Origin of the sequence: Noviherbaspirillum saxi (assembly GCF_003591035.1) — a bacterium.
In the GTDB taxonomy this organism is placed as follows: domain Bacteria; phylum Pseudomonadota; class Gammaproteobacteria; order Burkholderiales; family Burkholderiaceae_D; genus Noviherbaspirillum; species Noviherbaspirillum saxi.
Genome location: NZ_QYUO01000001.1, coordinates 2,493,427 through 2,508,209, shown reverse-complemented (window position 1 = coordinate 2,508,209; position 14,783 = coordinate 2,493,427). Strand labels below are relative to the sequence as shown.

Below are 14,783 nucleotides of genomic sequence, written 5' to 3'. Positions count from 1 at the left end.
GGCAAACGCTACAAGACGAATCGATCTATGCTTGCGGAGACTCGGTATGCCGCATGGGCTTGCGGATGTCCTGGGTATGTAGCGCATAGCTGCCGCCTTCTTTTTGAATTCTCGCTAGATCCGCAAAGAAGGACTTCAACGTGTGCCCGACAGTAGGGAAGGCAATGTCGTTCCAGGGTATTTCTTCTTCGGTGAAGAGTGCGACTTCTAGGCTTTCCGTGCCCGCCGCGTAATCAAGGTCGAGCAGGGTTGCGCGATAAAACATATGGACCTGATGCACATGCGGCACGTTCAACAGTGAAAACAGCCCATGCAACTTGATCCGGGCTCCGGCTTCTTCGAAGGTCTCGCGTAATGCCGCTTCGGTAGTGGTCTCGTTGTTTTCCATAAAACCGGCCGGCAGCGTCCAATATCCGTAACGCGGTTCGATTGCACGTTTGCATAGCAGGATGCGTATCTGTCCATTCTCTTCCCACACAGGAAGGGAGCCAATGACCATCTTTGGATTCTGGTAATGGATCGTGCCGCATTGTTCGCATACAAAACGCGGACGATTGTCGTCCGGTGGAACCACCAGCGAGACGGGATGCGCACACTCTGAGCAGAATTTCATAGAGGACCGGATGCGAGAAAAATGAAAAGCCTGCAAAGCAGACCGGCTGACAAATCAATTGATTACAGAAGATGATCTGTTTGTCATCTACCTGTATACAGCGCAAGTGTATCACTGCCGAGGGAGATTGCATTTGCGTTGCCTATCGATACAGGATATACTTCTCTTCTTCAGACGCGGGGTGGAGCAGTCTGGCAGCTCGTCGGGCTCATAACCCGAAGGTCGCAGGTTCAAATCCTGCCCCCGCAACCAAGTCTTAAAGTCTTATCGTTCCCGCCTTCATTACATCTCCAATAAATCGGGCGTCGGAATTGCATCAACAGGTTTTCTCTAACCGGGCGGCGTCTTGTGGCGTTTGTCGTTGACGATAACTTCTGCACATTCTTAGTTAAGAACAAGACGCAATAAACATGAATACTCTTGAGGCGAAGAAAGTCCTCGAAACCGCGTTACTTTGCGCCCATGAGCCATTGTCAATCAATGACATGAAAAAGCTCTATGCGGAAAATGGCGAGGGTCATGAAGAAGTGGGTGCGGATACCATCAAGGCGATGCTCGAGGAGCTGCGCGTCGACTGGGCCGATAAAGGTATTGAAATTGTCAGTCTTTCCACCGGGTGGCGTTTCCAAAGCCGGCCGGAAATGAAGAAATATCTTGAGCGGCTCAATCCGGAAAAACCCCCGAAATACACCAGGGCCACACTCGAAACGCTCGCAATCATCGCCTACCGCCAGCCGGTAACGCGCGGAGATATCGAAGAAATCCGCGGCGTCACAGTGAACTCCCAGACGATCAAGATGCTCGAAGACCGAGGTTGGATCGAATCCATTGGTCACAGGGATGTTCCTGGGAGGCCCGCGCTGTTCGCCACAACCAAGCAGTTTTTGGATGACCTTGGGTTGACTTCGCTGGATCAGCTACCTCCGCTACAGCAAGTGACGAAAGAAGAAATGCAAGGCGGCATGCTTCCTGAAATGCAGGCATTGCAAGGCGAAATGCAGGCGACGCTTGATCCGGTGCCGACGGAAGTGGCTGAACAACAAGACTATGCGCATGCTTCGGCCGCTGCCGAGGAGGCAGGTACTACCGAGTCCGTGTTCGATCCAATGCGGCACATCGGCTCCCAAAACGACCCGGATACGGTAACGCCGACATCGCAAGATGCAGCGTCAATCGCAAGCGCCGGAATTTCTTCACCTGACGCCGCACCTGTTGCGGAAATACAGGATGACGCAACGCCAAGCCAGCAAAACAAAGAATCGAACGATGAATCTGCCTTCCCCCAATAATGAATCGGCGCTTGTCGCTGCAAATGCCGACAACCGTTCTGACGCAGGAGAAGTATCTGGCATGTCGCAGGTTGACACCGCTGTCGGCGGTGGCACTGTCGATGAAGGCAAGAAAAAGCCTGTCAAGCGCGGTGTTCGCGGCCCTCGCAGCCTGAGGCGCACGCGTGCGCCGAAGCAGGCCGACAACGAAAGCGCGGATGCTTCGGTATCGCAAGACAATGTCGTTGTCCAGCCAAGTGTTGATCCAGCCAGCGCTGCGCCAGCTTCTGAGGCAGACAAGGCGCAGCGGCCACGTCGCAATACCCGCAAGCGTGAAGACGGACCGGCAGATACTGGCGCTCCAAAATCCAGGCCTGCGAACAATAAGCGAAATTCCGGCGGAAAGGCGCCACAGGCAAAGACCCGAAACGGTAGTGGTGCCGACGACATATTCACGCTGGTGACGTCGGGCGCATTCGATGTCTCGGTCAATCCCGGTGCGCAGGGCAGCGGTGGCCGACGTGATAAAGGACAAATGCCCGGCAAGAATGTGCGTCGCGATCTGACTGCAGAAGACGACGCGCCGAAACTGCACAAAGTGCTCGCGGAAGCCGGACTCGGTTCGCGCCGCGACATGGAAGAACTGATCATTGCAGGCCGTGTCTCGGTGAATGGCGAACCGGCCCACATCGGCCAACGGATTCTTCCCACGGATCAGGTACGTATCAATGGCAAGCTGATTCAGCGCAAAATCAGCAAGCGTCCTCCTCGGGTTCTTATTTACCACAAGCCTGCCGGGGAAATTGTCAGTCATGACGATCCGGAAGGTCGGCCGTCGGTATTCGATAACCTGCCGACCATGAAGACGGGGAAATGGCTGGCCGTCGGGCGACTGGACTTCAATACCGAGGGGTTACTCCTGTTCACCACATCGGGCGATCTCGCAAACCGCCTGATGCACCCGCGCTATAACATCGAGCGCGAATATGCAGTACGTACACTCGGTGAGCTTGAAGAAGGAATGAGGCAAAAGCTGCTTGCCGGAATCGAACTTGAAGATGGTGTGGCGCAATTTTCCAAGATTGCGGATGGCGGCGGCGAGGGTGTCAATCGATGGTATCGCGTAACGATCGGTGAAGGCCGAAACCGCGAAGTCCGGCGCATGTTTGAAGCAATCGGGCTGACCGTGTCGCGCTTGATCCGCACGCGCTACGGAGCAATGACGCTGCCTAGCGGACTTAAACGTGGACGCTGGGATGAATTGGACGAGAACGCAGTACGCAGCCTGATGAGTGCCAGTGGCCTGGAGAAGGCTGCTGCTCCGGCGCCGACAGGCAAACCACGTGGTGAGCGTAATGGAAATGTTCCGGAAAAGAACTTCTTTGGTAAGCGCGGGCAGCCTCAGCAGGGCCGTGGTAATTCGCGTGGACAACAGCAACAGGGACAGACGCGAAGCAGGCAGCCGGACCCGTTGCAGACGGCACTCGGTTTCCCTGACGCTGGTCAACAACGGAGAGGCGGCGCCGGGTTCGGGCGGGGTGTATCTCCGACGCATGGAATGCCGCGTCGACGTTCCCGCGGCTAACTGTCGCTTCGAGATAGCGGCAGCGTGCGTAAATAGGTGAAATTGCCGATGGACGTGCCGCTTTGCGCCTGAGTGCAAAGCGGCTTTGTCGTTGCGATGCACTAAATAATTGTTTATAATTAGAGAGTTAACAAAGGCGCGGCTGCAAGCGCGCGTTTGTATTGGGAGCGCCGTCTAAAGCGGCGAAGCAATAAAAAGAGATGGGCACATGCCCATTTTTTTTTTGTTGAACAGATTGCGCAGTATTGCAGGCATATGCCTGCCTTTATGGAGAACGGGTTTGCGGTTGCTGGAGCTGGTTGAAAAAACCGTATCAGGAATGGGCTATGAATTGGTCGACCTTGAACAGGCGGCGCATGGCCTGCTGCGTGTCTACATTGACTTTCCGCCTGAAGAGGCGGACAGGGGCAGTATCACGGTCGAGGACTGCGAAAAGGTCAGTCATCAACTGTCTCACGTACTGACGGTTGAAAACGCACATTATGAGCGGCTTGAGATTTCGTCGCCCGGCCTGGATCGGCCACTGAAAAAAGTGGCGGACTATGCCCGCTTCGCCGGGCAGGAAGCGCTGGTCAAGTTGCGCATGCCCATGCCGGGCGCGGCCAACCGCAAGTCGTTCCAGGGCATCTTGCATGAGCCGGAAGGCGACAAGCTGAAATTGGAATTCGAAGGAAAAGATGGGCCGGCGATACTGGAATTTGTTATCGCCGATGTGGACAAGGCACGTTTGGTGCCAAAAGTGGACTTTAGGAGTCGCAAAGCATGAGTCGCGAAGTATTGTTGTTGGTCGATGCGCTGGCGCGTGAAAAAAATGTCGATAAGGAAATCGTCTTCGGGGCGCTGGAGCATGCGCTCGCACAAGCGACCAAGAAACGCTACGACGGCGAAGTGGATGTGCGGGTCTCGATTGACCGTGATACCGGCGAGTTCGAATCTTTCCGCCGCTGGCACGTCGTGCCTGACGAGGCAGGCCTGCAATTGCCTGATCAGGAAGTGTTGCACTTCGAGGCGAAAGAGCAGATTGCCGATATCGAAATCGACGACTACATCGAAGAGCCGATCGAGTCGGTGGATTTCGGACGTCGCTTTGCGCAAGACACCAAACAGGTAGTGCTGCAGCGTATACGCGACGCCGAACGCGAGCAGATTCTTGCCGACTTCCTCGAGCGCGGCGATGCGCTCGTTACCGGCACGATCAAACGCATGGAACGTGGCGATGCCATCGTCGAGTCGGGAAAAATCGAAGCTCGCCTGCCGCGCGACCAGATGATTCCCAAGGAAAACCTGCGAATCGGCGACCGTGTGCGCGCCTTCATTCTGCGTATCGATCGCAATGCACGCGGACCGCAAGTCATTCTGTCGCGCACTGCGCCGGAATTCATCATGAAATTGTTCGAACTTGAAGTTCCGGAAATCGAACAAGGATTGCTGGTCATTAAGTCGGCAGCCCGTGACCCTGGCGTGCGCGCAAAGATAGCAGTATTCACAAACGACAAGCGCATCGATCCTATCGGCACCTGTGTCGGTATGCGCGGCTCACGTGTTCAGGCCGTCACCGGCGAACTGGGCGGCGAGCGCGTCGACATCGTGTTGTGGTCCGAAGATCCGGCACAATTTGTGATTGGAGCTCTTGCTCCGGCGAACGTGTCTTCGATCGTTGTCGATGAGGAAAAACACGCCATGGACGTCGTGGTCGATGAGGAAAATCTTGCGATCGCCATTGGCCGTGGCGGCCAGAATGTCCGTCTTGCATCAGAGCTGACCGGCTGGCAGATCAATATCATGACTGCCGAGGAATCGGCTGACAAGTCGGCTACCGAAACTGCGGCGATTCGTACGCTGTTCATGGAAAAGCTCGATGTCGACCAGGAAGTGGCCGATATTCTTGTCGACGAAGGATTTTCCAGCCTGGAAGAAATCGCCTACGTGCCGATCACTGAAATGCTGGACATCGAGGCATTCGACGAAGACACCGTCAATGAATTGCGCAATCGCGCCCGCGACGCGCTGGTGACAGAGGCAATTGCTTCGGAAGAAGGTCTGGAAGGCATGGACGACACCCTGGCCAATCTGGAAGGGATCGACCGCCTCACGGCTGGCAAGCTGGGCTTGGCTGGTATCAAGACGCTCGATGCCTTTGCCGGCCTTGCTTATGACGAGTTTGGCTCGATTCTCGCTTTACCGGTCGAGCGTGCGCGTCAACTGATTGAAAACCAATTTGAAGATGTGACCGATGATGAGATGCGCCTGATCGACGCCAAGTACGACGATCGTGCACGGGCGTTGCAAGCCAAAGCGCGGGAGCTGGCAGAAGCTAAATGATCGCGAACGCTCCAATATCATCTGTCGTGCCACATAGAAAAGAGGACTGAATGGCGAGTAACAACGTAGCCCAATTTGCCACCGAACTGAAGATGCCTGCAGACCTGCTTTTAACGCAACTGCGCGCTGCCGGCGTCGAAAAAAGTTCGGCGTCCGATGACTTGTCCAAAGAAGACAAGGACAAGCTCTTGAACCATTTGCGCCGTTCGCATGGTGCATTGCCGGAAGGCGATAAAAAGAAGATCACGCTGACCCGCAAGGAAACTACAGAAATCAAGCAGGCCGACGCCACAGGAAAGTCGCGCACGATTCAGGTAGAAGTCCGCAAGAAGCGCACCTTCATCAAGCGTGATGAGCCCGTAGCCGATGAGGCACCGGCACAGGCGCAGGCCGCTCCGGTCGTCGACGAGGCTGAGATCGCCCGTCGTGCCGAAGAAGCGCGCCGCCAAGCTGAACTGATTGCACGGCAGGAAGAGGAATTGCGCGAAAAGCAGGAGCGCCTTGCCAAGCTTGAAGCTGAAAAGGAAGCGCAAGCCAAAGCCATGCGTGAAGTGGAAGAGGCTGAAAAGGCTGAGGCCGCCAAGGCGGCTGCGGAACAGGCAGCCCAGGCCGCAAAGGTGGATCTGACCGTGGCCGAGGAAAAGAAGCGTGCGGCCGATGAAGAAGCCAAGAAGAAGGCGCAGCAGCAGGAGGCCAAGGACGCGGCTGAGCGTGCGGCAGCGACCGAGCGCGCACGCAAGGCGGTAGCCGACGAAGTGGCGCAGATCAAGGCGATGATGAGCCAGCCACGCCGCGTGGTGAAGGCGCCGGAACCTGCGCCTGCTCCGGCTCCAGTTGCTAAAGCAGCCGAAGGCACATTGCATAAGCCGGCGGACAAGAAGCCTGGCGAAAAGAAGGACGACAAGAAGCCTGCAGTCGGCGACAAGAAGTCAATCAAGTCTGCCAATGTGTCGTCAACGTGGCAGGATGACGCCGCCAAGAAACGTGGTGGAGGCATCAAGACCCGCGGCGGCCCGGCAACGACAGCGCCGGGTGGCCGTGACGGCTGGCGTGGTGGCCCGAAGGGACGCCGCTCCTCGCATGGCGATGACCGTCACGAATCCAATTTCCAGGCGCCGACCGAAGCAGTTGTCAGGGACGTGCACGTGCCCGAAACAATCACTGTCGCCGAACTGGCGCACAAGATGGCGGTCAAGGCTTCGGAAGTTATCAAGCACATGATGAAGCTGGGCCAGATGGTTACCATCAATCAGGTGCTTGACCAGGAAACAGCAATGATTCTGGTCGAAGAAATGGGACACAAGGCATATGCCGCCAAGCTTGACGATCCCGAAGCATTGCTGGAAGAGGCCGGTACGCATAACGACGCAGATGCGTTGCCGCGTGCACCGGTAGTGACCGTGATGGGCCACGTCGACCACGGCAAGACATCCTTGCTCGATTCGATTCGCCGTGCCAAGGTTGCGGCAGGCGAAGCGGGTGGTATTACACAGCATATTGGTGCGTACCATGTGGAAACACCGCGCGGCATCATTACCTTCCTCGATACGCCGGGCCACGAAGCGTTTACCGCGATGCGTGCCCGCGGCGCGAAAGCGACCGACATCGTCATCCTGGTCGTGGCAGCCGACGATGGCGTGATGCCGCAAACCAAGGAAGCGATCGCTCACGCGAAGGCTGCCGGTGTGCCTATCGTGGTTGCCATCAACAAGATCGACAAGCAGGGTGCCAATACCGAACGTGTGACGCAGGAACTGGTTGCCGAACAAGTGGTGCCGGAAGCGTATGGCGGCGAATCGCCATTCATTCCCGTGTCCGCCAAGACTGGCCAAGGCATTGACGAATTGCTGGAGAACGTACTCTTGCAGGCGGAAGTGCTGGAACTCAAGGCGCCGGTTGATACCCACGCCAAAGGCCTGGTCATTGAAGCGAAACTCGACAAGGGTCGTGGACCGGTCGCAACCGTTCTGGTGCAATCGGGCACGCTCAAGCGTGGCGACATTGTGCTTGCGGGATCATCGTATGGCCGCGTACGTGCGATGCTGGATGAAAATGGGAAGACCATCAATGATGCCGGACCGTCGATTCCCGTCGAGATTCAAGGTTTGACCGAAGTGCCGGCAGCCGGCGAAGAAGTCATGGTCATGGCCGACGAGCGCAAGGCACGCGAAATTGCATTGTTCCGCCAGGGCAAATTCCGTGACGTCAAGCTGGCCAAGCAGCAAGCCGCCAAGCTGGAAAACATGTTCGAGCAGATGGCCGAAGGCGAAGTCAAGAATCTGCCTTTGATCATCAAGACCGATGTGCAAGGTTCGCAAGAAGCGATCGTGCATGCGATGCAAAAACTATCGACCAACGAAGTGCGGGTGCAGATTGTGCACGCAGCGGTCGGCGGTATCAGCGAATCGGACGTCAATCTTGCCGTGGCATCGAAGGCAGTCATTATCGGCTTCAACACCCGCGCAGACGCATCTGCACGCAAGCTGGCAGAGTCCAGCGGTATTGACATTCGCTACTACAACATCATTTACGATGCGGTGGACGAAATCAAGGCCGCCATGTCCGGCATGCTGGCGCCCGAAAAGCGCGAACAGTCACTGGGCATGGTCGAAATTCGCCAAGTGTTCCACGTCAGCAAAGTCGGCTCCATTGCCGGTTGCTACGTACTCGACGGCTTGGTCAAGCGCGGCTCGTCAGTACGACTGTTGCGCAACAACGTGGTCGTGTGGACTGGCGAACTGGACTCGCTCAAGCGTTTCAAGGACGATGTGAAGGAAGTCAAAGCCGGCTTCGAATGCGGTTTGTCGCTGAAAAACTTCAACGACATCCAGGAAGGCGATCAGCTGGAAGTGTTCGAAGTACAGGAAGTGGCTCGTACGCTGTAATTCCTTCGAAAATAGATGACCGGATTTCGGTCTCGTTGACAAATGCGCCACCCTGCATTGCGTAAGGTGGCGCGTTTTTGTTCCAGTCGCTGCGAACCGTGTTTGTGCTTGCAGTGTTTGTTCCCGCTCCTATATCCGTAACATTAAAGCCCGCTCGTGGTCAAAGCATTGCGCCTGGATAGAGTCACGGTACGATGGTTTCGGCTCTAGTGACAGTTGGCGAAAAGTACCGAATTTCGGGTGGCATCATGGTTCCATCGGCCACACCGTAACAAGAAAGATGCAATAGCATGGCTAAACACAGTAAATCCATTCCCGGTCGGGGCGTTCGCGTGGCTGACCAGATTCAGCGCGATCTCGCTGAAATCATTGCCTATGAATTGAAAGACCCGCGCGTAGGGATGATTACGATTACCGAAGTTCAGGTGACGCCCGACTATGCGCATGCGAAGGTGTTTTTCACTACACTGGTCGACAATGACGAAGCGATCCAGAACACTTTGTCAGGCCTGCAAAAGGCATCGGGTTTCATTCGCGGTCAGCTCGGACGTCGTCTGACTATCCATACCACGCCGGAAATACACTTTGTGCATGATCGGTCGACAGCCCGGGGCATGGCCTTGTCAAAACTGATCGATGAAGCCAACGCAAATCGCGCGGCCGATTTCGACCCCGACCCGAATCAGAAATAACGCTCTTCAAAGCAGGCGTGCATGGCATGCGCCTGCACTCAAACATTCACCATGGCGCAAAACCAGCCCAAAAAAATTCGCGTGCCTGTGCATGGCGTACTCTTGCTCGACAAGGCTGCCGGTTTGTCCAGCAACGATGTCCTGATGAAAGCCAAATGGCTGTTGAGCGCTAAAAAAGCGGGCCACACCGGTACGCTTGATCCTTTCGCAACAGGCTTGCTTCCACTTTGCTTCGGCGAGGCGACCAAGTTTTCGCAAGACTTGCTGGAAACGGATAAAACATATGAAACCGTTATCCATCTCGGTATCACCACCGATAGCGGCGACACCGAAGGGATAGTGATCGATCGTCAGCCGGTAGAAGTTTCTCCTGCACAGGTTGAGGAAGTGCTTGCTCGCTTCCGTGGTCCCATCGATCAGGTTCCACCGATGCACTCGGCACTCAAGCGCGATGGCAAGCCATTGTATGAATATGCGCGCGCCGGCATTACGCTGGAGCGCGAAGCGCGCCGGGTGATCATTCACTCACTGGAACTGCTTGATTTCCAGGCGCCTTTCCTGACGCTTCGCGTAAGCTGCAGCAAGGGAACATATATACGAGTGCTGGGCCAGGATATCGGTGTTGCATTAGGTTGCGGTGCGCATTTGCAGGCATTGCGCCGAACTGCAGTTGGCAAGCTTTCGCTTGACGGGGCCGTGTCGCTCGACCAATTGGCGGCAACCTCCGAAGCAGACCGAACCGGAATGCTTGCGCCCGTCGATGCATTGTTGTCCAGCTTTCCCATGATCAGATTGCCGGAAGTACTTGCCGCGCGCTTTTTGCACGGGCAGCGTTTGCCGCTTGGAAACGAAGTTGGTCGTCTGCCCAAATGTGTCGGCCGGGTGCGGGTCTACCAGGAAGACAACGGTCAACTGCTTGGCACCGCGCAACTGAGTGAATATGGCGTCCTCGCACCCGAGCGCCTCGTTGCCTTAAATACGCCTGCATGAAAATTTCTGCGAATCTTTTCGCCCCAGCTTTGTCCATATACGTCTTCCTTCGTCGCAAGCCTTTGAAATACAAGAATTTTTGAGTCTTTTCTTGCGACGCAGCATGTTATAATTTTCGGTTCCTCGTATCTCGCGCTCATTCAATCACCATGTCAAATACCAAACGCGCTCTGCGCAATATCGCCATCATCGCCCACGTTGACCACGGCAAAACCACGCTGGTCGACCAGTTGCTGCGCCAATCCGGCACTTTCCGCGAAAACCAGCAAGTGGATAATCGCGTGATGGATTCCAACGATCTGGAAAAAGAGCGCGGTATCACGATTCTCGCCAAGAATTGCGCGGTCGAATACGAAGGTACCCACATCAATATCGTCGACACGCCGGGACACGCTGACTTCGGCGGCGAGGTCGAGCGCGTATTGTCGATGGTGGATTCGGTGCTGTTGCTGGTCGATGCGGTCGAGGGCCCGATGCCGCAGACACGCTTTGTGACGCGCAAAGCGCTGGGCCTCGGACTCAAGCCTATCGTGGTGGTCAACAAGATCGACCGTCCGGGCGCGCGTCCTGACTGGGTGATCAACGCGACTTTCGAATTGTTCGACAAGCTGGGTGCTACCGAAGAACAGCTGGACTTCCCTGTTGTGTACGCGTCGGCACTGAATGGCTATGCCAGCCTCGATCCGACCGTGCGTGAAGGCACGATGAAGCCGTTGTTCGACTCCGTTCTTGAAAACGTGCCGGTGCGCGACGATGATCCGGACGGTCCGCTGCAGTTGCAGATTTCCTCGCTCGATTATTCTTCCTACGTCGGCAAGATCGGTATTGGCCGCATCAGCCGCGGCCGCGTCAAGGCGCTGCAGGACGTGATCATCATGAACGGCCCGGATTCCACACCGACCAAGGCGCGCATCAATCAGGTCTTGAATTTTAAGGGTCTGGAGCGCGTGCTGGTGGACGAGGCAATTGCCGGCGACATCGTGCTGATCAACGGTATCGAAGAACTCGGTATCGGTACTACCGTGTGTTCGCCGGATACGCCGGATGCGCTGCCGATGCTGAAAGTCGACGAGCCGACGCTGACGATGAACTTCCTCGTCAACAACTCGCCACTGGCCGGCCGCGAAGGCAAGTTCGTCACCAGCCGCCAGATCCGTGACCGCCTCGACCGTGAACTGAAATCCAACGTTGCATTGCGCGTGACCGATACCGGTGACGACACTACATTTGAAGTGTCCGGTCGTGGTGAACTGCACCTGACCATCCTGCTGGAAAACATGCGCCGCGAAGGCTACGAGTTGGCTGTGTCGCGTCCGCGCGTGGTGTTCAAGGATATCGACGGCGTCAAGTGCGAGCCTTACGAATTGCTGACTGTCGATGTGGAAGATTCCCACCAGGGCGGCGTGATGGAAGAGCTGGGCCGCCGTCGCGGCGACCTGCAAAACATGGAGCCGGACGGCAAAGGCCGTGTACGTCTCGAATACCGTATTCCGGCGCGCGGCCTGATCGGCTTCCAGTCCGAGTTCATGACGCTGACGCGTGGCACCGGTCTGATGAGCCACATCTTCGACGAATATTCACCGGTCGACAGCAGCAAGCCCGAACTCGCCGGCCGTCGTAATGGCGTGCTGATTTCGCAGGATGATGGCGCTGCAGTCGCCTACGCCTTGTGGAAGCTGCAGGATCGCGGCCGCATGTTCGTCAGCCACAATGACCCGGTGTATGAAGGCATGATCATCGGCATTCATTCGCGCGACAACGATCTCGTGGTCAACCCGATCAAGGGCAAGCAGTTGACCAACGTTCGCGCCTCCGGCACCGATGAAGCGGTTCGCCTGGTACCGCCAATCCAGCTGACGCTGGAATACGCGGTCGAATTCATCGAAGACGATGAACTGGTCGAAATCACGCCGAAGAGCATTCGCCTGCGCAAGCGCTTCCTGAAAGAGCACGAGCGCAAGAAAGCATCGCGCGAAGCCGCATAATTCACGTGCTCATCCGCTGAACCGGTAACAAAACTGCGCTGTCGCAGGTGCTACCGCAAAATGCGGTAGCATGCCGTGGTTATCCGACGCCCGGCCCTCTTGACTGAGTGCCGGGCTTCATTTTTTATTCGTTTGAATCAATCTTTCCATGCCCTTTCTGACGACGCATCAACGAGCGCTCATGCTCATGATCATCGCGCCGACGCTGTGGAGTATTGCCGGTGTCATTACCCGGCACCTGGAGGCGGCGCGCGGGTTTGAAATCACTTTCTGGCGCAGCCTGTTTTCCGCAATCGCGGTCGCGATGGTGCTGATCGGGCAGCAGGGTATAACCCGGGCCGCGGCGACGGTACGCTCCACCGGATGGGCGGGTGTACTGAGCGGCATGATGTGGTGCGTGATGTTCGTGTGCTTCATGATCGCGCTGACCAAGACCACGGTCGCCAATACCCTGATCGTGATGAGCGTGGCGCCACTGCTCACGGCCTTGCTTGCCTGGCTGATCCTTAAGCAGCAGATTCCTGCGCGTACCTGGCTGGCGATTGCGGCGGCATCCCTCGGCATCCTGTGGATGTTCGTCAACGGCCTCAGCGATGTCGGGGGACAGCACCTGATCGGCATGCTGATCGCCGCCGCGGTTCCGGTGGCGTCTGCGGTCAACCTGATCATCCTCAAGCGTGTCGGCCACGGTGTGGACCTGATGCCGGCAGTGTTTCTTGGAAGCGTGTTTTCCGTTGTGCTGATGCTGCCGTTCGCCTGGCCGTTGCAGGCGTCGCTGCACGACGTGGGATTGCTGGCGGTTCTCGGATTCTTTCAGCTCGGTTTTCCCTGCCTGCTGATGGTGCGGGCGGCAAAGAGCCTGTCGGCGCCTGAAGTGGCCCTGCTGGCGCTTCTGGAAGTTTTGCTTGGGCCGCTGTGGACTTGGCTGGGCGCAGGCGAAGTACCGGCCCGTGAAACGTTGATGGGTGGCGGCGTTGTCATGGCGGCATTGATATTGAACGAGCTTGCGGCCTTGCGTGCCCAAAGCGGGAAGAAGGCGCGCGTCGGATCGGTGGCCGATCCGACGGCCTAAACAAGCCTGCTCAGGCGACCACTGATTCGGTGCGAGAGACAGCCTGCTGCGCCTTGAGGATGTCGGCAATGACGCCGAACATCTGATCGATCTGTTGCTTGTCGATAATCAAGGGTGGTGACAAGGCAATGATGTCGCCGGTGGTACGAATCAATACGCCTTTGTCCCAGAAGCATTTCTCGAACACGTCGAATGCGCGGGCGGTCGGTTTGCCCGGAATCGACTCCAGTTCGATTCCGCATACCAAGCCCAGATTACGCACGTCCTTGACGTAGGGCAGTCCCTTCAGGCTATGTGCGGCTTGTTCGAAATACGGCGCCATCGCTGCCGCACGGTCGAACAAGCCTTCTTCCTTGTAGACGTCGATGGTGGCGATACAGGCGGCGGCAGCGAGCGGGTGCCCGGTATAGGTGTAGCCATGGAAGAACTCGATCGCGTTTTCCGGAGCGGCATCCATGAAGGTGTCGTGAATATCCTGGCGCACGATCACCGCGCCCATCGGCACGGCCGCATTGGTCAGCCCCTTGGCGCAGGTGATCATGTCGGGAACAACACCGAAGTAGTCGGCGGCGAAAGCGCTGCCCAGGCGTCCGAAGCCGGTGATGACTTCGTCGAAGATCAGCAGGATGCCGTACTTGTCGCAGATCGTGCGCAGCTTTTGCAGATAGCCTTTGGGCGGCAGGATGACGCCGGTCGAACCCTGGATCGGCTCAACGATGACCGCGGCCACCGTCGCTGGATCGTGCAAGGCGAGCAAGCGTTGTTCGAGCTCATCGGCGATTTCCGCGCCGTGCTCCGGCAAGCCCTTGGAAAAGGCATTGCGCGTGATGTCGAGAGGATGACGCAGGTGATCGATGCCAGCCAGTGTCGGGCCGAAATGCTTGCGGTTGCCGGCGATGCCGCCGACCGCGATGCCGCCGAAGCCAACGCCGTGATAGCCGCGTTCGCGTCCGATCAGGCGGGTGCGCAGGCCGTCGCCGCGCATGCGATGGTAGGCGAGGGCGATCTTGAGCGCGGAATCGACCGATTCGGAGCCGTCGTTGCAGAAGAACACCCGGTTCAAGCCTTCCGGCGCGATGGCCACCAGCGCGCTGGCCGCTTCGAATACCTTGGGATGTCCCATCTGGAAGGTCGGGGCAAAATCCATGGTCGCAGCCTGCTGCTGGATTGCTTGAGTAATTTTTGGATGGCAGTGGCCGGCGTTCACGCACCACAGGCCAGCCGTGCCGTCGAGAATCTTGCGACCGTCATCGGTCGTGTAGTACATGCCGGACGCTGCTGCCAGCAGGCGCGGCTTGGTCTTGAACTGGCGGTTCGCCGTAAACGGCATCCAGAAATGCGAGGTGTCCAGAGTATTGGCCATATGTGTTT

General features: G+C 57.0%; 11 protein-coding genes and 1 tRNA gene. 10 read left to right on the top strand and 2 right to left on the bottom strand.

The genetic code is table 11. The annotated features are described in order from the left end of the window. Positions 1-25: 25 nt before the first annotated feature. Entirely contained in the window at positions 26-613 is a 588-nt protein-coding gene (locus tag D3871_RS11835; RefSeq protein ID WP_119769068.1) for an NUDIX hydrolase, read from the bottom strand. Between the two features lie 175 nt (positions 614-788). Here D3871_RS11835 and D3871_RS11830 point away from each other — a divergent pair. From D3871_RS11830 to D3871_RS11785, 10 genes are all read left to right on the top strand, one after another. Continuing rightward, positions 789-865, top strand: a tRNA-Met gene (locus tag D3871_RS11830). A gap of 158 nt (positions 866-1,023) precedes the next feature. Then, complete coding sequence (scpB, locus tag D3871_RS11825) at positions 1,024-1,902, top strand: SMC-Scp complex subunit ScpB (RefSeq protein ID WP_199724758.1); 879 nt, start codon at positions 1,024-1,026, stop codon at positions 1,900-1,902. A gap of 61 nt (positions 1,903-1,963) precedes the next feature. Further along, a complete protein-coding gene (rluB, locus tag D3871_RS11820; RefSeq protein WP_233575587.1) occupies positions 1,964-3,466 on the top strand; it encodes a 23S rRNA pseudouridine(2605) synthase RluB in 1,503 nt (500 codons plus the stop codon). 319 nt (positions 3,467-3,785) lie between these two features. Continuing rightward, a complete protein-coding gene (gene rimP / locus D3871_RS11815; protein ID WP_420799661.1) occupies positions 3,786-4,232 on the top strand; it encodes a ribosome maturation factor RimP in 447 nt (148 codons plus the stop codon). Next, positions 4,229-5,788: a transcription termination factor NusA gene (gene nusA, locus D3871_RS11810; protein ID WP_119769065.1), complete on the top strand. Its 1,560-nt coding sequence runs from the start codon at positions 4,229-4,231 to the stop codon at positions 5,786-5,788. Before rimP ends, nusA begins: the two co-directional genes overlap by 4 nt. A gap of 50 nt (positions 5,789-5,838) precedes the next feature. After that, a complete protein-coding gene (gene infB / locus D3871_RS11805) occupies positions 5,839-8,673 on the top strand; it encodes a translation initiation factor IF-2 (RefSeq protein WP_119769064.1) in 2,835 nt (944 codons plus the stop codon). 290 nt (positions 8,674-8,963) lie between these two features. After that, a complete protein-coding gene (gene rbfA / locus D3871_RS11800) occupies positions 8,964-9,365 on the top strand; it encodes a 30S ribosome-binding factor RbfA (protein WP_119769063.1) in 402 nt (133 codons plus the stop codon). A gap of 51 nt (positions 9,366-9,416) precedes the next feature. Next, on the top strand, positions 9,417-10,355 hold the full coding sequence (gene truB / locus D3871_RS11795) for a tRNA pseudouridine(55) synthase TruB (RefSeq protein ID WP_119770040.1): 939 nt from the start codon (positions 9,417-9,419) through the stop codon (positions 10,353-10,355). Between the two features lie 149 nt (positions 10,356-10,504). After that, on the top strand, positions 10,505-12,340 hold the full coding sequence (typA, locus tag D3871_RS11790; protein ID WP_119769062.1) for a translational GTPase TypA: 1,836 nt from the start codon (positions 10,505-10,507) through the stop codon (positions 12,338-12,340). A gap of 181 nt (positions 12,341-12,521) precedes the next feature. Then, entirely contained in the window at positions 12,522-13,412 is an 891-nt protein-coding gene (locus D3871_RS11785; RefSeq protein ID WP_233575586.1) for a DMT family transporter, read from the top strand. A 10-nt stretch (positions 13,413-13,422) separates the two neighbouring features. Here the strand turns inward: D3871_RS11785 and aptA are convergent, their stop codons facing one another. Continuing rightward, the gene (gene aptA, locus D3871_RS11780; protein ID WP_119769060.1) at positions 13,423-14,775 is read right to left on the bottom strand and encodes an omega-aminotransferase AptA; all 1,353 of its coding nucleotides are present in this window, start codon (positions 14,773-14,775) and stop codon (positions 13,423-13,425) included. Positions 14,776-14,783 lie beyond the last annotated feature (8 nt).